The sequence below is a fragment of the Streptomyces sp. NPDC047515 genome (genome assembly GCF_040643055.1).
Classification (GTDB): Bacteria; Actinomycetota; Actinomycetes; order Streptomycetales; family Streptomycetaceae; genus Streptomyces.
This window is the reverse complement of sequence record NZ_JBEYTM010000009.1, coordinates 19,213-42,528: the sequence shown is the minus strand read 5'-3', so window position 1 is coordinate 42,528 and position 23,316 is coordinate 19,213. Positions and strand designations below refer to the sequence as shown.

Here is a 23,316-nt window from a genome sequence, read left to right as displayed (position 1 = left end):
CGAGCCCTTTGCCCTGCGATGCACCGCACCTGAAGCCGCGCGCCGATCCACCAGGGACTGCGGGAGAGCGCTCAGTTGAGCTCCGCGAGCACCCGCAGGGTGTGCGGGTCCGGCGCCGTCACCAGCAGATCGGTCACCGGCCCCTTGCGCCACAACTCCAGTCGCTCCGCTATCCGTTGCCGGGGTCCGACGAGCGAGATCTCATCGGCGAACGCGTCCGGCACGGCCAGCACCGCCTCCTCCTTGCGCCCTTCGAGGAAGAGCCGCTGGATCCGCCGCGCCTCCTCCTCGAAACCCATGCGCGCCATCAGATCGGCGTGGAAGTTGCGGGCCGCGTGCCCCATCCCGCCGATGTAGAAACCGAGCATCGCCTTCACCGGCAGCAGCCCCTCGGCGACGTCGTCACAGACCCGCGCACGGGCCATCGGCGCGATCATGAACCCGTCAGGCAGGTCCGTGAGCGACGCCTCGTACACATCGGTGCGCAGCGGTGACCAGTACAGCGGCAGCCAGCCGTCGGCGATCCTCGTCGTCTGCGCGATGTTCTTCGGCCCCTCCGCCCCGAGCAGCACCGGGAGCCGGGACCGCAACGGATGGGTGATCGACTTCAGCGGCTTGCCCAGACCGGTGGCGTCGGGACCGTTGTACGGGTGGGAGTGGAAGCGTCCGTCCAGTTCGACGGGGGCCTCGCGGCCGAGCACCTGGCGGATGACGTCGACGTACTCGCGGGTGGCGGTCAGCGGGCTCCTCGGGAACGGCCGCCCGTACCAGCCCTCCACCACCTGCGGCCCGGACAGGCCGAGGCCGAGCATCATCCGGCCGCCGGAGAGATGGTCGAGGGTGAGGGCGTGCATGGCGGTCGCGGTCGGGGTGCGCGCCGCCATCTGCGCGATGCCGGTGCCCAGCCGGATGCGGGAGGTGTGCGCGGCGATCCAGGTCAGCGGGGTGAACGCGTCGGAGCCCCAGGCCTCCGCCGTCCACACCGACCCGTACCCCAGCTCCTCGGCCTGACGGACGAGCTCCAGTTGGGCCGGGTCGGGGCCGCGGCCCCAGTAGCCGAGCGCGAGTCCGAGCCGCATTCCGTCTCCTCCCAAGGAATCTGACGTTGCGTCAGGTCATCGATGCAGGGATGGAGAGTACGACAGCGGCCCTCCGCCCGGAAGGGGCGAGGGGCCGCTGTTCGTGCTGTGGGTGGGCTCAGCCGCGCTGGATGCCCGTGGTGTCCTGGAGCACACCACGACGGCCGTCCTGCGTCTGGGCGATGAGGCTCGCACCGCGCTGCTCCACCGCGAGGTACCAGGTGCCCGGAGCCAGCTCGGCGATCGGCGACGGCGAACCGTCCTCCCCGTACAGCGGGCGGGCCACCGGCACCGCGAACCAGAACGGCGTGAAGCCACCGGACGGCGCGCCGGCCGCCGGGGCCTGCTGCGGCGCCGGCTGACCCGCCTGGGGCTGACCGGCCTGCGGCTGGGCGCCGTACGGCTGCTGCTGACCCGGCTGGCCGCCGTACGGCTGCTGCTGGGCGCCGGGGTAGCCGTACCCCTGGCCGGGCTGCGGCTGGCCGCCGTACGGCGACTGCACGGCCTGCGGGCGCGGGGCGCCCATCAGCGGAGCCTTGAGCGCGGGAATCAGCGGAGTCCCGACCGTGCCGACCGCGAGCACGGCCGTACCCAGCAGGCCGAGGATCAGGCCGGCGCCCGCGTTGCTGGCGTCGATGGTCGACCAGAACGCCGTCCACAGAGTGAAGACGCTGAAAGCGGCCCCGAGTTGGCCGAGCTCGAAACCGAGGACCTTGCGGGCCGGCAGGGTACGGCTCACCACGACCAGCGCCGCGGCGATGATGCCGCCCAGGTAGATGCTCATGAGGGCCGCGAGCGAGTCCCAGGCGTTCGGGGCCGAGTAGCCGGAGCAGTTGAGGCCCGAGGGGCATTCGTAACCGTAGAGGTGGAGGAAAGAGGCGATGAACAGCACCACCGCTGCTCCGATCACCACGCCGTCGCCTCGAGTGAGGGAGCGCATATTCACGTAAAGATCCTTAGTCGGTCGTCTCGTCGGGGTGGTCGTCGCTGCCGCCCGCCGGGGTACGGCGGGCACGGCGCAAGGCTCGGGGGTGGCTCCCCATCGTACGGATGAATCTATCGTCTGCCCGGCAGGGTTGTGTCCCTGCCCGGACCCTGGACGCACTTCCCCCCAATTTCGCCGCAGAACTACCTCTTGTTACCCCTTGAGGTAGCTGCTGATGCCATCGGCAATGCCCTGTGCGGCCTTCTGGCGCCAGTTCGCGTTGGTGAGCAGAGCGGCGTCCTTCGGATCACGCATATTGCCGCATTCGATGAACACTTTGGGCACGGTCGACAAATTAAGTCCGCCCAGATCCTTGCGGATGTCCAACCCGGTATTGCCGCCGATGTAATTGGAAGGCGCACTTCCGGTATCGCGGACGAAGAGACCGGCGATCCGGGTGCCGAGATCGCGGGACGGCTCGACGATCTTCGTGGTGTCCGCCTTCCCGTCCCGCACGGGCCCGGGGAGGATCACATGGAAGCCGCGGTTGCCGGCCGCGGAACCGTCCGCGTGCACCGACACCACCGCGTCGGCCTTGGCCTCGTTGCCGATTCGGGCCCGCTCGTCGACACACGGGCCGTACGGACGGTCGTTGTCGTACGTCAGCACGACGTGCGCGCCCTGCGCTTCGAGGAGCGTGCGCAGCCGGTGCGACACATCGAGGGTGAACTCGCCTTCCGGATAGCCGGAGTTGGTCGAGGTTCCGGTGGTGTCGCATTCCTTGTACGTGGTGCCGATGTCGACCTGGCGGCTGATCTCGCGGGTGTGCAGACGGTTGTTCGGGTTGTGTCCGGGGTCGATGACGACGGTCCTGCCCGACAGCGGCCCCGAGGCCTGGCGGCCCGGAGACTTCGAGGGCTTCGCGGGCGGGGTGGGGGAGGCGGACGTCCTCCCCGGCGCCGGGGCGCTCCTCGACGGTGAGGCCGGCGGCGCCGCGGAGGTGGCGCCGCCGCCCTGCCGGGGCTCGGCCCGCGCTCCGCCGTCGTCGCCCGCGCCGCAGCCCGCGGCGGTCAGGCAGACGGCGGCGAGCACGGCGGCGGCGAGCAGGGGCCGGCGGCGCAGGGTGGGGGGAACGCTCTCGTCGTACGGCACCCGGCGATGCTATCGGGGCGCCTTCGGCCGACCGGCCCGGATTCCCGCACCCGTGCCCCGTCCCCGTACCCGACCGGGCTCAGATCCCCGTTCCGGTACGCCTCAGAACGCGCAGCGAATCCGTGGCCGAGACCTCGGTGAACGCGCCGGAGGCCAGCGCCCGCAGATAGATCCGGTACGGGGCCTGGCCGCCGTGCGCCGGGTCCGGGAACACGTCGTGGATCAACAGCAGCCCGCCCTCGGCGACATGCGGCGCCCAGCCCTCGTAGTCACCGCCCGCGTGCTCGTCGGTGTGCCCGCCGTCGATGAAGACGAAGCCGAGCTTCCCGCCCCAGACGGCGGCGACCTGCGGAGAGCGCCCGACCAGGGCCACGACGTGGTCTTCGAGACCCGCCGCGTGCAGGGTCCGGCGGAACGTCGGCAGCGTGTCCATCCGGCCGACCTCCGGGTCCACGACGGTCGGGTCGTGGTACTCCCAGCCCGGCTGCTGCTCCTCGCTGCCGCGGTGGTGATCGACGGTGAGGGCCGTCACACCGGCCGCGCGGGCGACATCGGCGAGCAGGATGGTGGAGCGTCCGCAGTACGTCCCGACCTCAAGGACCGGCAGTCCCAGGGCGGCGGCCTCGACGGCGGCCCGGTACAGCGCGAGTCCCTCGACCACCGGCATGAAGCCCTTGGCGGCCTGGAAGGCGGCGAGAATCTCCGGCGACGGCTCGGCGACGGACTCGACGGGCACGGGTTCCTCCTGGTGGGGACGGTTCTGCGGGTACGCGTTCGACGGCGCCCCCATCGTGCCGTACACCCCCGCCGAGGACATGGGCGGGGGCGTACGAGGGGTGAGCCCGGCGCGGGTCGCACCCCGACGGCCTATCGGTTGTGGAGCACCTGCGGTCGTGTGACGGGGACGACGGTGAGCAGGTCGTCCAGCCCCTTGAAATCGTCGGGATTCGTAGTGAAGAGCGGAAGCTCCTCGGCGATGGCGATGGACGCGATCATCAAGTGCCTCGTCCGACCGGCCCAGCTGAGGGCGGGCGAGGACCCCCTTCCTCTGCCCCTCAAGCAGGCGGCGGCCAGGTCGTATGCTCCCGCTCGACTACTGCGGCCTTCGCAACAGCGTCCACGTCGGGCCATCCGGCGCGCGGTACCAGGCGTGCTGGCTGTCCGGGGTGACTGTGAGCCCGAAGTCCTCGCGGGCGGGGGCGCCCTGCGGGAACATCGAGGCCAGCTCCTCCACCGTGTCCCAGAGCCGACGAGCGCCGATTTGCCGGACGTTTCCCCCGACGTGGGCTGTGGCCGTTGAGCCGTCGCCCGTCCACAGTCCCACACCGGTCAGGTTCCCCTCGTCGTCACGCCAGGAACACGAGTGGTATCCGGGGAGCGCGAGCGACAGCGGGAACCTCAGCCGGTCGAGCACGTCCTCGGCCGGAACCGCGGTCTTCTCGACAGGCCGAACGTCCAGGCCGCGAAGGCGGGCTTCGTTCCGGGTGTACGGCGTGGCATGAAGAACGCGGGCGTAGGGAGGAACCGTCCAGCCGCCTCGCCCTTGTCCGAGGCGACCACCCTCGCCACACCGAAGCCGATGGGGGCGACGATCACCGCGCCTTCTTGAACCTGGGCGAGGAGCGGGGGCGGGATGCACCGGAGCCCGGCCGTAGCGATGATGCGGTCATATGGCGCGCGGGCCGGGTAGCCCTCGGCGCCGTCTCCGGCGTACACGAGCGGGTGGAGTCGGCTTTGGGCCAGCCGCTTGCGGGCGAGTTGCACCAGTTCGGGATCGACGTCCGCACTCACCACGTTGTCACTGCCCAGGCGCGATGCGAGCAGAGCCGCGTTGTAGCCGGTACCGGTGCCCAGCTCGTACACCGTGTCGCCGGCCTTCACATTCAGAGCGTCGAGCATGGCCAGCATCAGCCGGGGTTCACTCGACGACGAGGTGGGGACACCATGTTCGTCAAGTTGCGTCGTCAAGGCCGTGTCCGCATACACGGTCTCCAGATAGCCGGGATCGGCGGCAGACACTTCATTCCATTGCCCCCGCCCGTCCTGTCTGTGGAACGTGGGGACGAAGCGCTCCCGTGGCACGTCGGCGAACGCGGCCAGCCAGGGGCTTGAGTGCCCCTCGCCGAGAGCGGCGACGAACCTCGCACGCAGTTCGGCCGCGGCGATGTTGTTCGGTGGACTCATGCGATGGCCCCTTGCAGGTAGTCAGCGTGTGCCGCTGCGATGGGCGACCCGGTGCGATTCTCGACCCACGACCAGGTTCCGGCCGGATTGTTCTCGAAGAACACCCATTCGTCCTCGGGGGTTACGGCCAAGTCGAACGAGCCGAAGACGATTCCGTACGAGGCCATGAAGCGGCGAACAGCCGTCGCCACCCTCTCCGGCACGGTGGTCGTGCCGTATTCGATCGACTCGTAGTCCGTTCGCCAGTCCGTGCGCGCCTTCTCGGACGTGCCGACGAGGGTGCCCGCGAACATGTTCCCGTCCAGGCCGACGAGGCGTACTTCGTACTGCTTCGGGATGGCTTCCTGTACGTAGTGGGCGGTCAGGCGGAGGGAGTCGTCGAATTCGGCGGCGTCAATCCGGTGGGTCGCGACCATCAACTCCCGCCCTGTGCCCGTGTTCAGACGACCGCCGAGCACGGGCTTGCAGATCAGTGGGGCGTTCAGTCGCGCGGCGAACGCGCGGGCCGCGTCCGGGTCGTTCGTGATGATGCTGTCGGGCACGCGAAGTCCCGCGCGCGTGGCCGCGACGAGTTGTTGCGGCTTGTGAACGGCGATGCGGTCGGAGTGCGGGTTGTTGATCCAGCGGACAGGGAGTGCGGACAGAAGGTTCAGCATTGCGGCGTCCGCCTGGTTCCGCGCCCAGGTCGCGTACGGCTCAGTCACGGTGTCGGCGATGACGGGACGTCCGGGCCGCCTGTAGTACACGGCCCGGACGTTCTCCAGCCGCACCGATCGGTGCCCGTCGTCCAGCGTTCCTTCCCACCCCGCGTCCGCCGACTTGTGCCGGGCTGTCACGGATACCTTCTGCGGGAAGTCGGCGGAGTCGAAACGCATCACTGGGACGCCCCGCTGATTCAGCTGGTCCACCACCATGTCGGCGGAGGCGTCGAGCTGTTCGGCGACGACGAGCACGGGTCGGGCGGCTGCCATCAGGAAGCCGGTGCGAGGTAGGGGTCGGTCACGTCGTCGCCCTTGCCGTCCAGGTTCGTGTCCGTGGTCGAGGCGGCGTGGTCGGCGGTGTGCCAGGGCATTCCGTCGGCCTGGACGTTGAGCTGGCGGTCCTCGTCCCAGACGACTCCCGCGACGGACGTGGTGACGAGGCACGGAAGATCGGCCGCGCGGGCGGCGAACGGGATCGTTGCTGTGGTCATGGGGTCTCTCCTTCGATGGTTTCCGCCTCGTCGGCGTTCGCCCGACGAGGACGTGCGACACCTGCCCGGTCGTTGGCGGTCTTCCGCTCGGCCGGTGTCGGACAGTGGTCTTTGCCGGGCCCACGCTCGGGTGCGGTGCTCAGGGCGCCCACCAGGTCGTGGACTTCGGGCACTGATCGCCGCGTCACCGCAACACCGCCACGACGAGCGAGCCCCCGAGGACGGTGAGGCAGACGATGTACGCGATCTGCCGGTGGAGTTCGGTCACGTCCGGTTCCCGTTCCCGGGTGGCATGGCCTCGCGGTGAGGTGCGGGGCCGACGAGGGCCGGGCGGGCCTCGACGTGTGCGTCGCCGTCGGGCGGCGCGCCCGGTGGCGAACAGGTGAGAAGGGGAGCGGCGTCGACCGTCTCCGTCCGTTTCCGGTGCTCGGTGACCAGCCATCGCAGCATCCGGGCGAGGTCGCGCAGGTACTGGTAGGCGCTGAAGACGAGGACGCCGTCTCCCGGTGCGGAGGCGAGGAGCTGGTCAACCTTCCACCGGGCGGAGCACGTTGCGGTGGTCTGTTCGCGGTCGAGTACCGCTTCGGCGAAGAGGCTGATGCGTCCACGCAGTTCGGCCGTCCACGTGTCGATCTCCCGGCGCGTGGTGGTGCCGAGTCGGAGTTCGAGGGCGGCATCGGCGGTTTGAGTCGCGGTTTCGACGTCCAAGGGGAGGTCGGCAGTGTCGAGGGCGACGGCTTTCGCGGCCGGTCCCGACGGCCGACTTGGCGTGGGGTCTGTCATGGGGGACTCCTGGCCCTGGGATGGGGCGTGGGGCGCACGGGCGCGGCGATCCGTGGCCGATCGGTCGCTTGGTGCGCTCATCTGGCAACTGACAGTAAGAGTCGCGCAGCTCTTTGCCGCCTCCAACTGGGCAGCGAGCTACGTCAGTTACGCGTCGCCATCGGCTTGAAGTCCACTCAGGTGGTCAAGCAGCTCATCTGGAGCCCGTCCAAACTCACCCGACTGGAGTCCGGAGAGAACGCCTCCGTCGAGACGAGTGACGTGATGGCTCTATGTGAGATCTACGGCGCCGACCGGGAAAAGCGTGCATTGCTCGTGGGGTACGCGGCAGTCACCAAGACCAAGCAGGACTGGTGGCAGTCGCCGGAGTATCGGCCAGTCATCGGACCCCAGTTCAAGGCGTTCCTCGGTCTGGAAGCGACAGCGAGCGTGCTTCAGACGTACGAGTCGGAGTTCGTGTCCGGACTGCTTCAGACCGAGGCGTACGTCCGAGTCATCCATCAGCGGGCTCATCAAGGTCTTGGCGCGGACGAGGTGGACAAGCTCGTCGCGGTGCGTGTGACGCGGCAGGAGGTGCTGCGGCGGGAGGTCGCACCGCTCAAATTCACGGCCATCGTCAACGAGGCCGTCCTGCGCAGGCAGGTGGGTTCTCGGTCTGTCATGCGTGACCAGCTCCGCCACATCGCCGAGCTGGCGGACTCGATGCCGAACGTACGAGTGCAGGTCATTCCCTTCAAGCTGGGTGCGCACTCCGGGATGAACGGGCCGTTCGTCGTCCTGCACTTCCCGGACCGAGCGGTCCTCAAGCCGATCGTCTACTTGGAGAACCTGGCAGACGCGTGGGTCACAAGGCGAGAGGACAGCGTCGAGCGCTACGGCGAGGCGTTCACCGACCTATCCGCACTTGCTCCTGGACCGCAGGAGTCCTTGAGTATGATCCAGACGGCAATCAAGGAGCTATGAACACCCATGAGCATCACGGCTGAGACCCTGCGCGGAGCCGACTGGTTCAAGTCGAGCTACAGCAATGACCAGGGCGGTAACTGTGTCGAGGGCGCCCGGCTCGACGGGCACCGGATGGCCGTCCGTGACTCCAAGGACCCGGAGCAGGGCGTTTGCGTCTTCCCGGTCGCTGCCTGGCTGGCGTTCGTCGACGGGGTAGAGGCCGTCGGCACCGTTGCCTGACGGCGACTGAACGGAGGTCCCTGCCAGGAGGTCGGCAGGGACCTTTGCCGTGTGCCGTGGCGGGCGGAACGGGCGAGGGGTGAAGGTCCGCCCCGTGCAGGACGGTGTCCACCGGTAAAACCCTTCGACGCGTCGCGCGGCGGTCCGGCACCCTGCCCGCCATGGACGCACCCCGTTTTCTTCCCGGCCTGGAGCTCTGCCGCCGCTTCTGCTTCGAAGCCGTACGTCCAGTACTGGAGGAGGCGGCCCCCGGACTGGTGCACTCCGCCGCTCGCATCGGCAGCGGTTCGGAGGTCCTCGGATTCGACACGGCCCGCTCCGCGGACCATGACTGGGGCCCCCGCGTTCAGCTCTTCCTGAGCCCGCAGGACGTCACCCGTCACGGCGCACGGATCAGTGACCTGCTCTCCGAGCGCCTGCCGAAGACCTTCTGCGGCTACCCGACCCACTTCGCTTCCACCGGTGAAGGGGGCGTCGCCGTCATGCAGGCGACCGACGGGCCCGTCCGCCACCGGGTCGAGATCACCGACCCGGCCGCCTGGTTCGTCGCGCGGCTCGGCTTCGACCCGGGGGAGGACATCACCCCGGCGGACTGGCTGGCCACCCCCACCCAGCGACTTGCCGAGGTGACCGCCGGGGCCGTCTTCCACGACGGGCTCGGGCGGCTCGCCCCGGCCCGCGCCGCCCTCGACTGGTATCCCCACGACCTCTGGCTCCACCTGCTGGCCTGCCAGTGGCAGCGGATCTCCCAGGAGGAAGCCTTCGTGGGCCGCTGCGGTGAAGTGGGCGACGAACTCGGCTCCGCCGTCGTCGCCGCCCGGCTGGTGCGCGATCTGATGCGGCTCTGTCTGCTGATGGACCGCCGCTATCCGCCGTACAGCAAGTGGCTCGGCTCCGCCTTCGCCCGTACGCCCGGGGCGTCCGCCCTCACTCCGCATCTCACCGCCGCCCTCGCCGCCACCGACTGGCGCACCCGCGAACCGCATCTCTGCCGCGCCTACGAGACGGTCGCCGCCCTGCACAACCGGCTCGCCCTCACCGAGCCGGTCGACCGGGCCACCCGGCCGTACCACGACCGGCCGTTCCAGGTGCTGCACGCCGAACGCTTCACCGCCGCCCTGACCGCCCGCATCACCGACCCGGCCGTGCGCGCCCTGCCGGTGTCCGGGGCCGTCGATCAGTTCGTCGACAGCACCGACGTCCTCGGCCGGCCCGAGTCCGCGCAGGCCGTCACCCGGGCCGCGCTCGACACCCCGGGACCCTGAACCCGCCGCACCGGTGGTGTACCGCGACGACGCCGTACGCCCCCGCCGAAGGAATCGGCGGGGGCGTACGAGGGGTGAGCCCGGGTCGGGGCGCCCCTGGCAGGGGTGCGATGTGGAGGTCAGCAGCTCTGCCAGAGTCGGGTCATGACGCGGACGCCGAAGCGCAGTCCCTCCAGCGGGACGCGCTCGTCCACGCCGTGGAAGAGGCGGCCGTAGTCCAGGTCGTGCGGGAGCTTGAGGCCCTTGAAGCCGAAGCAGCGGATGCCGAGGTGGGTGAAGGCCTTGGCGTCGGTGCCGCCGGGGTTGCAGTACGGGACCGGGTGGCCGTCCGGGTCCTCGGCGCGTACCGCCGCGCACATGGCGTCGACCAGCGGCCCGTCGAACGTCGTCTCCATCGCGATGTCGTGGTTGACCCACTCGCGGCTGACCGACGGGAGGAGAAGCTTGTCGATCGTGTCGACCAGCTCCTGCTCGTGGCCGGGCAGGAAGCGGCCGTCCACCCGGGCGGTCGCCTTTCCGGGGATGACGTTGGTCTGGTAGCCCGCGTCGAACATGGTGGGGTTGGCGGAGTTGCGGAGCACCACCTGCATGAAGTCGGAGACCGGGCCCAGCCGCTCCAGGCTGCCCTCGATGTCGTTCTCGTCGAACTCGACACCGTAGAGGCGGGCGGCCTCTTCGAGCAGGGCGCGGACCGGTTCGATCAGACGGATCGGGAAGGTCTCGCGGCCGATGCGGGCCAGGGACTCGGCGAGGTCGGTGACCGCGTTCTCGTCGTTGGGGGACGAGCCGTGGCCGGCCCGCCCGGTGGCGGTGAGCTCCATCCAGGCCATGCCGCGCTGGGCGTTCTCGATCGGGTAGAGGCGACGGGTGTCGTCGATGGCGAAGGAGAAGCCGCCGCCCTCGCCGATCGCCTCGGTGACCCCGGAGAAGAGCTCGGGACGGTGCTCGACCAGCCAGTGGGCGCCGAACTTGCCGCCCGCCTCCTCGTCGGCGAGGAAGGCGAGGACCAGGTCGCGGGACGGCTTGATGCCGGTACGGGCGAAGTGGCGGGCGGTGGCCAGCATGACGGCCACCGTGTCCTTCATGTCGATCGCGCCGCGGCCCCAGAGGTAGCCGTCGCGGATCTCGCCGGAGAACGGCGGGACCTGCCACTCGGAGGCGTCGGCGGGAACCACGTCCAAGTGGCCGTGGACCAGGAGGGCGCCGCGCCCGGAGTCGCTGCCCGCGATGCGCGCGACGACGCTGGCCCGGCCGGGCGCCGACTCGACCAGTTCGGAGTCGATGCCCACCTCGGCGAGGCGGCTCACCACCCAGTCGGCGCTCGCGCGCTCGTCGCTGGTGGGGTTGGAGGTGTCGAACCTGATCAGCTCGGCGCAGAGTTCGATGACCTCTTCCTGCGCCTCGTCGGAGGCCGGGACGAACGAGGCGGTGGGGTCGGGGGTGGTCATGCTGCTCCCACAGTGGTTGTCGCACGGGCGGCGGGGGCGTCCTCGTCGTCCAGGGTGGAGGTGCCGTACGGCCTCACCCAGCCCAGCAGGCCGAGGACGCTGTACAGGATGAAGGCGGTGGCCAGCGAGTTCAGGGCCGGGATGCCGCCCTCGTAGAACTTGCCGACGCAGAACGCCGCGATCCAGATGGCGATGGACATCGGCACCCAGGTCGGCGAGGACTTCGGCAGGGTCTCGGACTCCCGGGTGTCGTCCAGCGGCTTGCGCATCCGCTTCACGACCCAGTACTCGGCCACGATGATGCCGCCGATCGGCGGGATCGCGACGCCGAGGATGGAGAGGAACTCGGTGAAGTGGGTCATGATCCCGACCGCGGACAGGGCCGTGCCGGCGATGCCGAGGACGATCGTGACCGCGCCGCGGTGGATCCGCTTGCCGAAGACGACCTGGAAGAAGTTGACGACGCCGAGCGAGGAGCCGTACAGGTTCCAGTCGTTGATCTTGGCGGTGGACATCAGGACCACGATGACGCCGAAGGCACCGGAGGTGGAGAGCACGATGTGCGACACCTCGTTGCTCTTGACCAGGTGGCCCAGGAGCACACCGGTCATGCCGACGATGTACTCGGAGAGGATCATCGACGAGGCGCTCTGCAGGAAGACGTGCGAGCCCTTCCGGTTGTACCGGGTCATCTCCGGGGCCACGATCGCACCGGTCATGAATCCGCCCGCGATGGCGGTGGCGGCGACGGCGAGCGGAATCGTCTGGCCGGGGGCCGGCGAGTGGATCAGGTCGCTGAGGGAGTGGTCCTTCAGCGTCGAGACGATCGACCAGGCGACCATCGCGAAGAAGAGCGGCGTGACGATCTTGGCGAAGACGGCCATGTACTTGAAGCCGAAGATCACCAGGGCGGTGATGGCGATGCCCGCCAGTACGCACCACATCCAGGACGGGCCGCCGACCAGCGCCGAGACGCTGTTGCCGAAGATCGTGTTCTGGACGCCGAACCAGCCGACCAGGCTGACCGCGATGACGAAACTGACCAGCGCCGAGCCGTTGCGGCCGAAGCCGACCCAGCGGGTCAGCATCGGGGTCGCCAGGCCCTCGCGCATACCGGCCAGACCGATCGCGAAGATCACGATCTCCAGGATCACCGCGCCGAGCGTGAAGGCGAGGAACGCGTTCCCGAAGGTCATGCCGACACCGATGGTGGCGCCGAGGGTGAACTGCGAGATCGAGCCGGACTGGGCCAGCCACTGCAGCAGCATGGACCAGAACCCGAAACGCTTGTCGCGCGGGACGCGGGACAGCGAGTAGTCGTCGCTGCCGATGCTTCTGGCCTCGGGGGCCACGGCCTCGGCCTGCGGGGTGGCTGCCATCAGGACTCCTGGGGTGTGCGGCCGAGGGTCTGCAGGTGCGCCAGCGACCCGTAACGGCTGACGAGGTTGTCGAACTCCACCGCGTCGTGGAAGTCCAGGTGGCCACTGCCGTAGGTCTTGGCGACCTCCACGGCGTAGCGGGCGGCGGACGCGATGTCCGTCTCGTGGCTCGCGCCCGTACCGCAGCCCGGTACCGCGGCGGCCGAGGTGATGGCCAGGCCGACGACCGGAGCGGCCGTCGCGGTGGCGGGCTGCAGGATCGAATTGATGTGGTGTGCACCGTTACCGTACGGGGTGATGTCCTGCGTGGTCACGGGGTACGTGACCAACGGCTCACCGGTCACCACGGCCAGCAGCTCGCCGAGCTGCTCGCTGACCCGCAGCACCCAGCCCTCCTTGACGGTGGGCGACAGGGCGAGGCCCTTGTGGTTGATGATGCGGTTGCCCTTGGTGGTGTCGATGGAGAGCACGGCCTCCATCTCGCCGGTCACCTCGTGGCGGTTCATGGTGGCGATGTCCACGGGCGAGCCCATGAACGGCACCGGGTCGTGCGGCTCGGTCGGCGCGTCCGGGCAGATGTGCGTGGCGACGATCACGTCGCCGGGCAGCACGTCGCCGCGGCGGCGCATGTCGAGCAGCTTGGCGGCGGTGGCGATCGCGGAGACCGCGCCGTCGGCGTCGGAGACCATGCCGGTCACCTCGGGCCGGGCGCCGATTCCGCCGAGCCGGCCCACCACGCCCAGCGTGCGGGCGCTGCCCCCGGACGTACGTCCTTGGGAGCCGGGGATGCGGACCATCACGAAGTCCGTCGAGCCCCGCTCGCCGGTGACCGTGGTGACCTGGGCGGACGATCCCTCGGCCCCGCTCACGGAGTCGAGGTACTCGGCGACCGTCTTGCCATTGACCTGGGGATCGTCCAGCAGCTCGACGATGTCCAGCACGTACTTCAACATGGGGGGCCTTTCTCACTCATCCGGACACCCGGGGCGGCGCAGTCCGGGCACCCGGGCCGAGGCGCTCGACGGGGGAAGCGCGGGGCGGGGTGCTGAGGCAACATTCGGGATCGGATAGCGTTGAACGCAACTGTTTCCCGTTATTTGCAATTCAGGTCTGAATGGTGAGATGACGATGGCGGACTTCGATCTGGACCGGCGCACCCCCGCCGGGGCACTGCAAACCGTCGACCGGGCGCTCCTGGTGCTGCTCGCCTTCGAGCGGACCCGGCCCGACTGGGGCGTCACCGAGGTCGCCGAGGAGTTCGGCTGGGACACCTCGGTGGCCCAGCGGCTGCTCGCCACGCTCGCCGGGCGCGGCTTCCTGGTCTCCGACCCCGCCACCCGGCGCTACCGCATCGGCCCCGCCGTGCTGCGCTTGGGCAGGCTCTGGGAGCGTTCCGGATCACTGGAGCTGCTGGCCGGACCGGTCCTGGAGGAGCTGCGCCGGGTCACCGGCGACACCGTCCTGTTCTGTCTGCCGGACAGCTTCCACATGCGGTGCGTCGCCGCGGAGGAGGGCGAGGCCGGGCCGCTGCGCTACTACCCACTGGTCGGCGAGCTCTACCCGGCGCACGCCGGGGCGACCAGCAAGTCGTACTACGCGTATCTGCCCGACGAGCAGCGCCACCGGCTCTTCCGGGGCCGCCCGATGGCCCGCTTCACCGACCGGACGGTGACCGACCCGGACCGGCTGGAGGAGGAGTTCCTCAAGGTCCGCGCCCAGGGGTACGCCTGGACGGTCGGCGAGTACGACACCGGCATCGCGACCGTCGCCGTACCGGTGTTCCTCGGACGCGAGCCGTACGGGAGCCTCAGCCTCGGCGGCGCCGAGGAACTCTTCCGCGGGGCGCCCGAGGACCGGCTCGACGCCCTGCGCCACGCGGCCCAGCTGCTGGAGCGGCGGCTGACCCAGCCTCCGCAGCGCCCGAAGCCCCGCGCCCGCCGCCCTCGCACCGACCGTTGATCCGGAACAGAACCAAGAACCAGAACAGAACCAAGAACCAGAACAGAACCAAGAGGAACCCCGTGAATCTGCTGCTGCTCTCCAACTCCACCCAGTACGGGCGCGGTTATCTGGAACACGCCCTCGACACCGTCACCGCGTTCCTGCCCTCCGGCGCCCGGCTGGCCTTCGTCCCCTACGCGCTCGCCGACTACACCGCGTACACCACACGCGTCCGCGACGCCCTCGCGCCGTCCGGCATCAGTGTCCGAGGGGTCCACGAGAACGCCGACCCGGTCGCCGAACTCGCCGCGTCCGACGCCGTGTTCATCGGTGGCGGCAACTCCTTCCGGCTGCTGAGCGCCCTGTACCGGACCGGTCTGCGGGACGCCGTGATCGAAGCGGTGCGCGGCGGGCTGCCGTACATGGGAGCCAGCGCGGGGACGAACATGGCGGCGCCCACCCTCCGTACGACCAACGACATGCCCATCGTGCAGCCGCCGTCCTTCGAGACCCTCGGCCTCGTCCCGTTCCAGATCAACCCGCACTATCTGGACCCGGACCCGGAGAGCACCCACAAGGGCGAGACCCGCGAGGAGCGGCTCACCGAGTTCCTGGAGGAGAACGACGTACCGGTGCTCGGCCTGCGCGAGGGTTCCTGGCTGCGGGTCAACGGGCGCCAGGCCCGGGTGCAGGGTGCCCGCCCCGCCCGGCTGTTCACCCGCGGCGCGCTGCCGCAGGAGCTTCCGGCGGGGTCGGACGTCTCTCATCTGCTCGCGGCGACACCGCGGTTCGACGCTCCGGTGCGCTGAGCCCCTTCGTTCGCAGGGCCGGGCCGGGCCGGATCGGCCCGGTCGGCCCGGATCAGGGTGCGGTGCCGGGGCCCGCGAGCCCGGCGTGATCCAGGCGAGGGGCCCCGGCCGTCAGCACCAGATCGGCGTCGACCGGCAGCCCGTTGCCCGGGTAGGCCGCCGGGCGGGCGCGCGGCGCGTACCCGGCGGCCGATCCGGCCAGCACGTAGTTGCCGCCGGACGGGGCGGCCAGCATGTAGTGGCCGTCCTCGTCCGCCACGGTGAGACCGGCCTGCCGGCCCCGGTGGTCGATCAGCGTGACGTTGGCGCGGGCCACCGGCGCACCGTCCGCGTCCAGCACCCGGCCGCGGAAGCCGCCCGAGCCGGTGACGGGGCGGGAGACGGAGCGTGCGGCGGCCGGCGCGTCGTCGTCGCTGCTCGCCAGCAGAGCCGGGCGCATCGCCTCGCGCTGCGACGGCAGGAACGAGGCCAGCACCAGCCCGACCACCACCGCGCCCGTCGCGATCAGGAACGAGATGCGGAACCCCTCCATCGAGGGCAGCGACACCCCGCCCGTCCGCACCGAGGTGTTGGCCAGCACCATGCCGATCACGGCACTGGACACCGACGTGCCGATCGACCGCATCAGGGTGTTCAGACCGTTGGCCGCACCCGTCTCGGACGGATCCACGGCTCCGATGATCAGTGCGGGCAGCGAGGAGTACGCGAGTCCGATACCGGCCCCGAGCACCACCGCGATCACGACCGTCTGCCAGGCGGCGCTCATCAGCCCGAGCCCCGCCCCGTAACCGATCGCGATGATCAGCATGCCGAGCATCAGCGAGACCTTGGGGCCCCGGCGGGCGGACAGCCGGGCGTACAGCGGGGCGACGAACATCATCGTCAGACCCAGCGGCGCCACGCACAGCCCCGCGACCACCATCGACCGGCCGAGCCCGTACCCCGTCGACTCCGGCAGCTGGAGCAGCTGCGGCAGGACGAGCGAGACGGCGTAGAACGCGACCCCGACCATGATCGAGGCGAGGTTGGTGAGCAGCACCTCGCGCCGGGCCGTGGTCCGCAGATCGACCAGCGGGGCCGGGCTGCGCAGTTCGAACAGGCCCCACAGGACGAGGATCACCAGGGCGGCGGCGATCAGTCCGAGCGTGCTGCCCGAGGTCCAGCCCCAGTCACTGCCCTTGGTGACGGGCAGCAGCAGACACACCAGACCCAGGGAGAGGCCGAGCGCGCCGACCAGGTCGAACCGTCCGGGGGCGCGCAGCGTGGTCTCCGGTACGACGAGGACGGTGAGCGCCATCGAGAGCACGCCGAGACCGGCCGCACCGAAGAACAGGGTGTGCCAGTCGGTGTGCTGGGCCACCAGCGCGGCGGCGGGCAGCGCGAGTCCACCGCCCACCCCGATCGAGGAGCTCATCAGCGCCATCGCCGAGCCGAGCTTCTCGCGCGGCAGCTCGTCGCGCATGATGCCGATGCCCAGCGGGATGGCACCCATGGCGAAACCCTGGAGCGCGCGCCCCACGATCATGATCACGAGATCGTCGGTGAAGGCGCATATCAGTGAACCGATCACCATCACGGCGAGACTGGCGAGCAGCATCTTCCGCTTGCCGTAGAGGTCGCCGAGCCGCCCCATGATCGGGGTCGCGACGGCCCCCGCGAGCAGGGTCGCGGTCATCACCCAGGTGGCGTTGGACGGATCGGTGCGCAGAAGGGCGGGCAGGTCCTTGATGACGGGGACGAGCAGGGTCTGCATCACCGCGACGGTGATTCCCGCGAAGGCGAGTACGGGGACGACCCCGCCGCCCGCCCTGCGCGGCCGCGGATCGGGGAGTTCCCCGCTGTGCTGTTCGTTCGTCGTCTGTGGCATACGTGCGGCCTCCGGGCGGCGTGGTCGAGGGTCTGGAGCGGGGTGCGGGTCCGGCGCGGGCGGCGCCGGCCGCCAAGTATGTGCAGGGTGAAACCTTCCTTGTCGCCGGGGTATTCCGGTGAACGCGGCGCGAACGGGGCACGACGGCGCGAACGAGGCACGGCCGCGCATTCGGCCCGGAGCGTGCGCCGATCCGGCCGCCCCGAACCGCCCCTCCGGCCGTCCCTGGGACCCTCCTTCGGCTGTCATCCGGCGCTGTGCTGACCTTCCGTCAGAATGAAACGTGTTCTACTCTTGCGCCGTTCCAGTGGCTGCGACCGGCGAGGATCCGCATGGGCATCGGAATCACCGAAGAACAGAAGGAGTTGGCGCAGGCCGTACGGGGGTGGCTGGCACGCGCCGTACCGCCGGAGGAGATCCGCAAGCTCCTCGACGCCGACACCCCGGGCGCCCCCGGCGTGCGCCCCGAATACTGGGACGGGCTCGCCGAACAAGGCCTCCTCTCCATCCATCTGCCCGAGGCGTGCGGCGGCGGAGGCGGCCAACTTCTCGATCTGGCCGTGGTCCTGGAGGAAGCCGGCCGGGCCGCGCTCCCCGGCCCGTACCTCGCGAGCGCCCTCGCCTCCGCCGTACTGCACGCGGCGGGCGCGGACGAGCGGGTACGCGACCTCGCGGCCGGTACGCGCATCGGCGCCGTCGCACTCGGCCCCGGCACTCTCACCGCCGTGGAGCACGGGGACGGCCATCTCCTCGACGGCGCGGCCCCGCCGGTCCTCTCCGGCGCCGAAGCCGACCTCCTCCTGATCTCCGCCGAATCGGCCACCGGCACCCTCTGGTTCGCCGTCGACGCCGCCACCGAAGGGCTGACCGCCCGCCCGCACCGCAGCGCCGACCCGACCCGTCCCACGGCCGAGATCCGCGCCGAGGGCGTACTCGTCCCCGCGGAACGCGTCGTACGGACCGACACCGCGCACGTCCGCGACCTCGCCGCCGTCCTCCTCTCCGCCGAAGCGTGCGGAACCGCGGCCAGGGCGCTGCACACCGCGGCCGAATACGCCAAGGTCCGCGAACAGTTCGGCCGCCCCATCGGACAGTTCCAGGGCATCAAGCACCTCTGCGCCGACATGCTCGTACGGGTGGAGCGGGCCCGTGCGCTGGTGTGGGACGGGGCCCGCGCCGCCGACGAGGAGGACCCGGACGTACGGTCCATGGTCGCCGCCCTCGCCGCGTCGGAAGCCCTCGACGCCGCCTACGGCTGCGCCAAGGACTGCGTCCAGATCCTCGGCGGCATCGGCTTCACCTGGGAGCACGACGCCCATCTGTATCTGCGCCGGGCCCTGGTGGCCCGGCAGCTGCTGGGGCCCGGCGACGCCCACCGGCTGCGGGCCGCCCGGCTGGCCGAGGGCGGGGCACGCCGCGAGCTCGTTCTCGAACTCCCCGCCGAGGCCGCCGCCCACCGCGCCGAGGCGCGCGAAGCGGTCGCCACCGCCCGGGGCCTCGACCCGAAGGCCGCCCGCCGCGCCCTCGCGCCCACCGGCCACGCCGCCCCGTACCTCCCCGCCCCCTACGGCCTGGGCGCCGGGCCCGTCCAGCAACTCGCCGTTCAGCGGGAGTTGAAGGCTCAGGGGGTGAAGCTGAGCGATCTCGGGATCGCCACCTGGGTGGTGCCCTCGCTCCTCGCCCACGGGACGCCGGAGCAGCAGGAACGCTATGTGCTGCCCACCCTGCGCGGCGAACTCCTCTGGTGCCAGCTGTTCTCCGAACCGGGCGCGGGCTCCGATCTCGCCTCGCTCCGCACGAGGGCGGAGCGGACCGACGAGGGCTGGCGGATCAACGGGCAGAAGGTGTGGACGAGCGCCGCCCGGTCGGCCGACCACGGCATCCTGCTGGCCAGGACCGACCCGGACGCCCCCAAGCACCGGGGTCTGAGCTACTTCCTCGTCGACATGAAGAACACCGAGGGCATCGACATCCGCCCGCTGAAGGAGATCACCGGCGACTCCCTCTTCAACGAGGTGTACTTCGACGACGTCCTGCTGCCCGCCGACGCCGTCGTCGGCGAGATCGACGACGGCTGGCGGGTCGCCCGCAACACCCTCGGCAACGAACGCGTCCACATGGCCGACCAGATGACCTTCGACACTGGCCTGGAGGCGCTGATCGCCCGCTCCGGCGAACTCGACGGCACGTACCGGGCCCGCATCGGAGCACTCGCCGCCGAGGCCCACGCACTCGCCTGCATCGGACTGCGGACCACCCTGCGGCAGGTGTCCGGCCTGGAACCGGGCGCGGGGGCCTCCGTCCGCAAGCTCGTCCAGACCACCCATCAGCAGAAGGTCGCCGAACTGACCCTCGAACTCCTCGGCCCGGCCGGAGCGGTCGGCGAAGGCGCGGGGGAGCGGGCCGTGCACGGCTTTCTGATGTCCCGCTGTCTGACCATCGCGGGCGGCACCACCCAGGTTCAGCTCAATGTCGTCGCCGAGCGCATCCTCGGCCTCCCGCGCGATTGAAGGGACTTGCCCATGAAGCCGATGAAGCCCACGAAGCCCATGGAGACCACGCGGCCCATGAAGCCGATGAAGCTCATGAAGGCGTACGTCGTCGGTGTCGGCATGACGAAGTTCGAGAAGCCCGAGACCCGCGACTGGCAGTACTGGGACATGGCGAAGGAGGCCGGAACGGCGGCGCTCGCCGATGCCTCGCTCACCTATGAACAGGTCCAGCAGGCCGTCGTCGGCTACTGCTTCCAGGCCTCCACCGCCGGTCAGCGCGCCGTGTACGGACTCGGGCTGACCGGAGTGCCCGTCTACAACGTCAACAACAACTGCGCCACCGGTTCCACCGCGCTGATGATGGCCCGGCAGTTCGTCGAGGGCGGCGGCAGCGACTGCGTCCTCGCGCTCGGTTTCGAGCAGATGGCGCGCGGTGCGCTCGGCGGCGGTGGCGCCGACGGCGGCGCTTCGGACTTCAGGACGTCACCGGTGGCCCGGCACTACGGGATCATGGCCGCCGCCCACGGCTTTGGGATGAGCCCGCCCACTGCCCAGATATTCGGCAACGCGGCCCGGGAGCACATGGAGCGGTACGGGACGACCGAGGCGCAGCTCGCCGCAGTCGGCGCGAAGAACCACCGGCACTCGGTGAACAACCCGTACGCCCAGTTCCAGGACCCGTACACGGTCGAGGAGATCCTCGCCGCGAAGACCATCCACCGGCCGCTGACCAAACTCCAGTGCTCACCCACCTCCGACGGGGCGGCGGCCGCCGTCGTCGTGTCGGAACGCTTCGTCGAGAGCCACGGCCTGGGCGACCGGGCGGTCGAGATCGTCGCCCAGGCCATGACCACCGACACGGACGACTCCTTCGCCTCCGGCACCTGCATCGACGCCGTGGGGCAGCCGATGTCGCGTGCCGCCGCCCAGCAGGTGTACGCAGCCTCGGGGCTCTCGGCCGGCGACCTCGACGTCATCGAGCTGCACGACTGCTTCTCCATCAACGAACTCCTCACCTACGAGGCGCTCGGCCTGTGCGGCGAGGGCGAGTCCGGGAAGCTCGTCGAGTCCGGGGCCACCACGTACGGCGGCCGGTGGGTGATCAACCCGTCCGGCGGGCTGATCTCCAAAGGGCACCCGCTCGGCGCCACCGGAATCGCCCAGGCCGCCGAACTCACCTGGCAGCTCAGGGGGGAGGCACAGGGCAGGCAGGTGGCGGACGCACGGGTCGGCCTGGCGCACAACATCGGGCTCGGCGGGGCGGCGGTGGTGACGCTGCTGCGGCGGTAGTGAGGCGATCAGCGGACATCAGCGGGTGATCGGCGGAGGCAGGCGGGCCGATCGGCGAAGGCCGACGGGGCGATCGGCGCGCGTCCCGCCACGTCGCCGGACCGAGCCGGGGTCGGTCCGAATACCGATGTACCGGCCCCCGAACGGCTGCGAGGACGACCGATGGGCGCCGCGCTCGGTCTCGCCGCGCTCTCCACCGTCGCCGCGGCACGCACCGCGGGCGGCACCGGGTCGGCGGAGCTCACCGCCGGGTACGCGCCGGCGTTCCGCACGGCCGGCACGGTGCTGCTGGGCGGACAGCTGCTGATGGCGCTCCGGCTGCCGCGCCAGCGGTCCGCTCGGCACCGACCCGGACAGGGCCGCCCCGGCCGCCTACAGCCACCCCTGCTGCCGCGCCGCGCGCACCGCCTCCATCCGGTTGCGCGTACCGGTCTTGCCGATCGCCGACGACAGATAGTTCCGCACCGTCGATTCGGACAGATGCAGCTTCGCCGCGATGTCGGCGACCGTCGCCCCGTCCACCGAGGCGTTCAGCGCGTCCCGCTCCCGCGCGGTCAGCGGGCTGGGACCGGCGCTGAGCGCGGCGGCGGCCAGCGCCGGGTCGATGACCGTCTCGCCCCTCAGCACCCGGCGGATCGCGTCGGCGAGCTCCTCGACCGGTCCGTCCTTGACCAGGAACCCCGCCGCCCCGGCCTCCATCGCGCGGCGCAGATAGCCGGGGCGGCCGAACGTGGTGAGGATCAGCACCCGGCAGTCCGGCACCTCCGCGCGCAGATCGGCGGCGGCGTCCAGACCGCTGCGGCCCGGGAGCTCGATGTCCAGGAGCGCCACATCGGGGCGGGACAGCAGGGCGGCGTCCACGATCTCGTCCCCGGCGGCCACCTGGGCCACCACCTCGATGTCCGGCTCCAGACCGAGCAGCAGGGCGAGCGCGCCGCGCATCATGCCCTGGTCCTCGGCGAGGAGGACGCGTACACACTTCGAGGGCCGCCCGCCGGGCATGTCAGTCATACGGCCAGCGTCTCAGACCGGGGGTGTACGGCGGCGAAGGTCGCCATGCCGACGGACCGCTCACCCCGGGGCCCGCTCACCGGCTCCGCGTGCCGGGCAAGGCCGTGGCGTCCGCGGGATCCGTCTCGCCCGGCCCGTCCACCGGCAGTTCGGCGGTGAGTACGAAGCCGCGCTCCGGCCCCGGGCCCGCCTCCAGAAAGCCGCCCGCCGCGGCGAGGCGTTCGGTCAGGCCGGTCAGTCCGGTGCCGCCGATGCCGGGTGTGGCCGGTGCGTCGGGGTCCGGGCCGTAGCCGTCGTCCGTGACCGTCAGCCGGACCCGTTCGGATGTGCCGTCGACCACGAACATGCAGGTGGTGGCGTGGGAGTGGCGTACGACATTGGTGACGGCCTCTCGCACCACCCAGCCCAGCAGCGCTTCCGCCTGTGGGGCGAGCGGCGGTCCGGAGCGGCGGAGCTCCGGTTCGATCCCGGCGGCGGCCAGCGCGGAGCGGGCCCGGTCCAGTTCGGTGGCGAGGCTCCCCTCGCGGTAGCCGGTGACGGCCTCACGGATCTCGGTGAGGGCCTGGCGGCCGACGGACTCGATGTCCGCGACCTGGAGGAGCGCCGCATGCATGTCGCGCGGTGCCAGTCGGCGCGCGGCCTCCGACTTGACCACGATCACGGAGAGCGTGTGGCCCAGCAGATCGTGCAGATCGCGGGAGAACCGCAGCCGCTCCTTCTCGACGGCGGTGCGGGCCAGTTCCTGCCGGGTCGCGCGCAGTTCCATCACGGTCTCCGCGAGGGTGAGGATCGCGGCGGTCACGGCGCCCGAGATGAAGGTGCCGTACCCGATGGTCCACGGGTCGGAGCCGCCGTTCCCGCGCCACACGGCGATGACGGTGGCCACTGCGGCGAGCGAGAGCAGACCGGCGGCCAGCCGCCGGTTGCGCAGGATGGTGCCGCAGGCCAGCGAGAGCAGCGGGAAGAACAGCAGCCAGCTTCCGCCGTAGCCGATCGCGAGCCCGAACGTGACGACGGCCATCGCCGCGAGCAGCCAGTACGACACCGGGCTCTCGCGCTTCCTCTTGTCGAAGCCGCGGAACACCACGGAGATGTAGAGGGAGTTGAAGACGAACAGCCCGAGACCGCCGAGCCAGGGGTTGGGGGCCTCGCCCTGGAAGAGGTTGGAGAAGGAGCCCATGCCCATCAGCAGCCAGGGCAGCAGGGTGTACGGTCCGGGCGGGCCGGGGCGCCGGTTCTCACGCCGCTGTGCGCGCCGTTCCCGGCGCGTACCCGTCCGCCGCCCTGTCCGGTTCCTGAGCATGTCCACTCCTG

General features: G+C 70.8%; 22 protein-coding genes and 2 pseudogenes. 8 read left to right on the top strand and 16 right to left on the bottom strand.

From position 1 onward, the window contains the following. Positions 1–71 precede the first annotated feature (71 nt). The 10 genes and pseudogenes from ABZ826_RS10110 to ABZ826_RS10065 all read right to left on the bottom strand — a co-directional run bounded on the left by ABZ826_RS10110 (position 72) and on the right by ABZ826_RS10065 (position 7,315). The gene (locus tag ABZ826_RS10110; protein ID WP_361445071.1) at positions 72–1,079 is read right to left on the bottom strand and encodes an LLM class F420-dependent oxidoreductase; all 1,008 of its coding nucleotides are present in this window, start codon (positions 1,077–1,079) and stop codon (positions 72–74) included. A 118-nt stretch (positions 1,080–1,197) separates the two neighbouring features. Beyond that, positions 1,198–2,025, bottom strand: a complete 828-nt coding sequence (locus tag ABZ826_RS10105) for a hypothetical protein (RefSeq protein WP_361445068.1) — start codon at positions 2,023–2,025, stop codon at positions 1,198–1,200. Between the two features lie 192 nt (positions 2,026–2,217). Next, positions 2,218–3,156, bottom strand: a complete 939-nt coding sequence (locus tag ABZ826_RS10100) for an N-acetylmuramoyl-L-alanine amidase (RefSeq protein ID WP_361445065.1) — start codon at positions 3,154–3,156, stop codon at positions 2,218–2,220. A gap of 79 nt (positions 3,157–3,235) precedes the next feature. Continuing rightward, positions 3,236–3,823 (bottom strand): class I SAM-dependent methyltransferase, encoded by a 588-nt coding sequence (locus tag ABZ826_RS10095; RefSeq protein ID WP_361445487.1) that lies wholly within the window; start codon positions 3,821–3,823, stop codon positions 3,236–3,238. A 200-nt stretch (positions 3,824–4,023) separates the two neighbouring features. Next, positions 4,024–4,155: pseudogene (locus ABZ826_RS10090) on the bottom strand (VapC toxin family PIN domain ribonuclease); the annotation flags it as partial. 94 nt (positions 4,156–4,249) lie between these two features. Next, complete coding sequence (locus ABZ826_RS10085; RefSeq protein WP_361445062.1) at positions 4,250–4,570, bottom strand: hypothetical protein; 321 nt, start codon at positions 4,568–4,570, stop codon at positions 4,250–4,252. Then, positions 4,555–5,340 (bottom strand): methyltransferase domain-containing protein, encoded by a 786-nt coding sequence (locus ABZ826_RS10080; RefSeq protein ID WP_361445059.1) that lies wholly within the window; start codon positions 5,338–5,340, stop codon positions 4,555–4,557. Before ABZ826_RS10080 ends, ABZ826_RS10085 begins: the two co-directional genes overlap by 16 nt. Further along, entirely contained in the window at positions 5,337–6,311 is a 975-nt protein-coding gene (gene tgmB / locus ABZ826_RS10075; RefSeq protein ID WP_361445056.1) for an ATP-grasp ribosomal peptide maturase, read from the bottom strand. The genes ABZ826_RS10080 and tgmB overlap by 4 nt, the downstream gene beginning before the upstream one ends. Next, positions 6,311–6,532, bottom strand: coding sequence for a hypothetical protein (locus ABZ826_RS10070; RefSeq protein WP_361445053.1), 222 nt, complete (start codon positions 6,530–6,532; stop codon positions 6,311–6,313). The genes tgmB and ABZ826_RS10070 overlap by 1 nt, the downstream gene beginning before the upstream one ends. 264 nt (positions 6,533–6,796) lie before the next feature. Further along, a complete protein-coding gene (locus tag ABZ826_RS10065) occupies positions 6,797–7,315 on the bottom strand; it encodes a DUF6415 family natural product biosynthesis protein (RefSeq protein ID WP_361445050.1) in 519 nt (172 codons plus the stop codon). Between the two features lie 81 nt (positions 7,316–7,396). Here ABZ826_RS10065 and ABZ826_RS10060 point away from each other — a divergent pair, with 81 nt between their 5' ends. The 3 genes from ABZ826_RS10060 to ABZ826_RS10050 all read left to right on the top strand — a co-directional run bounded on the left by ABZ826_RS10060 (position 7,397) and on the right by ABZ826_RS10050 (position 9,765). After that, on the top strand, positions 7,397–8,278 hold the full coding sequence (locus ABZ826_RS10060; RefSeq protein ID WP_361445484.1) for a helix-turn-helix transcriptional regulator: 882 nt from the start codon (positions 7,397–7,399) through the stop codon (positions 8,276–8,278). 6 nt (positions 8,279–8,284) lie between these two features. Next, positions 8,285–8,500 (top strand): DUF397 domain-containing protein, encoded by a 216-nt coding sequence (locus ABZ826_RS10055; protein ID WP_361445047.1) that lies wholly within the window; start codon positions 8,285–8,287, stop codon positions 8,498–8,500. 161 nt (positions 8,501–8,661) lie between these two features. After that, positions 8,662–9,765 carry a DUF4037 domain-containing protein gene (locus tag ABZ826_RS10050; protein WP_361445044.1) on the top strand — a complete coding sequence of 368 codons (1,104 nt, stop codon included), beginning with the start codon at positions 8,662–8,664 and terminating at the stop codon, positions 9,763–9,765. 119 nt (positions 9,766–9,884) lie between these two features. Here ABZ826_RS10050 and ABZ826_RS10045 read toward each other — a convergent pair whose 3' ends face one another. The 3 genes from ABZ826_RS10045 to ABZ826_RS10035 are packed head-to-tail and all read right to left on the bottom strand — an operon-like array spanning position 9,885 to position 13,545. Next, positions 9,885–11,213, bottom strand: a complete 1,329-nt coding sequence (locus ABZ826_RS10045) for a M20/M25/M40 family metallo-hydrolase (RefSeq protein WP_361445041.1) — start codon at positions 11,211–11,213, stop codon at positions 9,885–9,887. After that, a complete protein-coding gene (locus ABZ826_RS10040; protein WP_361445038.1) occupies positions 11,210–12,592 on the bottom strand; it encodes a cytosine permease in 1,383 nt (460 codons plus the stop codon). The genes ABZ826_RS10045 and ABZ826_RS10040 overlap by 4 nt, the downstream gene beginning before the upstream one ends. Beyond that, entirely contained in the window at positions 12,592–13,545 is a 954-nt protein-coding gene (locus ABZ826_RS10035) for a DUF1177 domain-containing protein (RefSeq protein WP_361445035.1), read from the bottom strand. The genes ABZ826_RS10040 and ABZ826_RS10035 overlap by 1 nt, the downstream gene beginning before the upstream one ends. Positions 13,546–13,720: 175 nt before the next feature. Between ABZ826_RS10035 and ABZ826_RS10030 the strand changes: the two genes are divergently transcribed. Further along, on the top strand, positions 13,721–14,551 hold the full coding sequence (locus ABZ826_RS10030) for an IclR family transcriptional regulator (RefSeq protein ID WP_361445032.1): 831 nt from the start codon (positions 13,721–13,723) through the stop codon (positions 14,549–14,551). 62 nt (positions 14,552–14,613) lie between these two features. Continuing rightward, on the top strand, positions 14,614–15,342 hold the full coding sequence (pepE, locus tag ABZ826_RS10025; protein WP_361445029.1) for a dipeptidase PepE: 729 nt from the start codon (positions 14,614–14,616) through the stop codon (positions 15,340–15,342). Positions 15,343–15,394: 52 nt separating this feature from the next. Here pepE and ABZ826_RS10020 read toward each other — a convergent pair whose 3' ends face one another. After that, a complete protein-coding gene (locus ABZ826_RS10020; protein ID WP_361445026.1) occupies positions 15,395–17,209 on the bottom strand; it encodes an MFS transporter in 1,815 nt (604 codons plus the stop codon). Between the two features lie 332 nt (positions 17,210–17,541). On the opposite strand from ABZ826_RS10020, the gene ABZ826_RS10015 reads away from it, so the two are divergent. The 3 genes and pseudogenes from ABZ826_RS10015 to ABZ826_RS10005 form a co-directional block, all read left to right on the top strand. Then, complete coding sequence (locus tag ABZ826_RS10015; protein ID WP_361445023.1) at positions 17,542–19,719, top strand: acyl-CoA dehydrogenase; 2,178 nt, start codon at positions 17,542–17,544, stop codon at positions 19,717–19,719. Between the two features lie 75 nt (positions 19,720–19,794). After that, complete coding sequence (locus ABZ826_RS10010) at positions 19,795–20,991, top strand: lipid-transfer protein (protein WP_361445481.1); 1,197 nt, start codon at positions 19,795–19,797, stop codon at positions 20,989–20,991. A 156-nt stretch (positions 20,992–21,147) separates the two neighbouring features. Next, positions 21,148–21,321 (top strand): annotated as a pseudogene (locus ABZ826_RS10005) (MFS transporter); the annotation flags it as partial. Between the two features lie 42 nt (positions 21,322–21,363). Here ABZ826_RS10005 and ABZ826_RS10000 read toward each other — a convergent pair. Both ABZ826_RS10000 and ABZ826_RS09995 read right to left on the bottom strand, forming a co-directional pair. Then, positions 21,364–22,002 carry a response regulator transcription factor gene (locus ABZ826_RS10000; protein WP_361445020.1) on the bottom strand — a complete coding sequence of 213 codons (639 nt, stop codon included), beginning with the start codon at positions 22,000–22,002 and terminating at the stop codon, positions 21,364–21,366. Between the two features lie 76 nt (positions 22,003–22,078). Next, entirely contained in the window at positions 22,079–23,305 is a 1,227-nt protein-coding gene (locus tag ABZ826_RS09995) for a histidine kinase (protein ID WP_361445017.1), read from the bottom strand. Positions 23,306–23,316: the final 11 nt, after the last annotated feature.

Coding starts and splice junctions, on each gene's coding strand:
- ABZ826_RS10055 (WP_361445047.1), top strand. CDS start 8,285: ATGAGCATCACGGCTGAGACCCTGCGCGGAGCCGACTGGTTCAAGTCG.
- ABZ826_RS10000 (WP_361445020.1), bottom strand. CDS start 22,002: ATGACTGACATGCCCGGCGGGCGGCCCTCGAAGTGTGTACGCGTCCTC.
- ABZ826_RS10080 (WP_361445059.1), bottom strand. CDS start 5,340: ATGAGTCCACCGAACAACATCGCCGCGGCCGAACTGCGTGCGAGGTTC.
- ABZ826_RS10015 (WP_361445023.1), top strand. CDS start 17,542: ATGGGCATCGGAATCACCGAAGAACAGAAGGAGTTGGCGCAGGCCGTA.
- tgmB (WP_361445056.1), bottom strand. CDS start 6,311: ATGGCAGCCGCCCGACCCGTGCTCGTCGTCGCCGAACAGCTCGACGCC.
- ABZ826_RS10050 (WP_361445044.1), top strand. CDS start 8,662: ATGGACGCACCCCGTTTTCTTCCCGGCCTGGAGCTCTGCCGCCGCTTC.
- ABZ826_RS10030 (WP_361445032.1), top strand. CDS start 13,721: ATGGCGGACTTCGATCTGGACCGGCGCACCCCCGCCGGGGCACTGCAA.
- ABZ826_RS10010 (WP_361445481.1), top strand. CDS start 19,795: ATGAAGGCGTACGTCGTCGGTGTCGGCATGACGAAGTTCGAGAAGCCC.
- ABZ826_RS10070 (WP_361445053.1), bottom strand. CDS start 6,532: ATGACCACAGCAACGATCCCGTTCGCCGCCCGCGCGGCCGATCTTCCG.
- ABZ826_RS10020 (WP_361445026.1), bottom strand. CDS start 17,209: ATGCCACAGACGACGAACGAACAGCACAGCGGGGAACTCCCCGATCCG.
- ABZ826_RS10065 (WP_361445050.1), bottom strand. CDS start 7,315: ATGACAGACCCCACGCCAAGTCGGCCGTCGGGACCGGCCGCGAAAGCC.
- ABZ826_RS10040 (WP_361445038.1), bottom strand. CDS start 12,592: ATGGCAGCCACCCCGCAGGCCGAGGCCGTGGCCCCCGAGGCCAGAAGC.
- ABZ826_RS09995 (WP_361445017.1), bottom strand. CDS start 23,305: ATGCTCAGGAACCGGACAGGGCGGCGGACGGGTACGCGCCGGGAACGG.
- ABZ826_RS10045 (WP_361445041.1), bottom strand. CDS start 11,213: ATGACCACCCCCGACCCCACCGCCTCGTTCGTCCCGGCCTCCGACGAG.
- ABZ826_RS10110 (WP_361445071.1), bottom strand. CDS start 1,079: ATGCGGCTCGGACTCGCGCTCGGCTACTGGGGCCGCGGCCCCGACCCG.
- ABZ826_RS10095 (WP_361445487.1), bottom strand. CDS start 3,823: ATGCCGGTGGTCGAGGGACTCGCGCTGTACCGGGCCGCCGTCGAGGCC.
- ABZ826_RS10035 (WP_361445035.1), bottom strand. CDS start 13,545: ATGTTGAAGTACGTGCTGGACATCGTCGAGCTGCTGGACGATCCCCAG.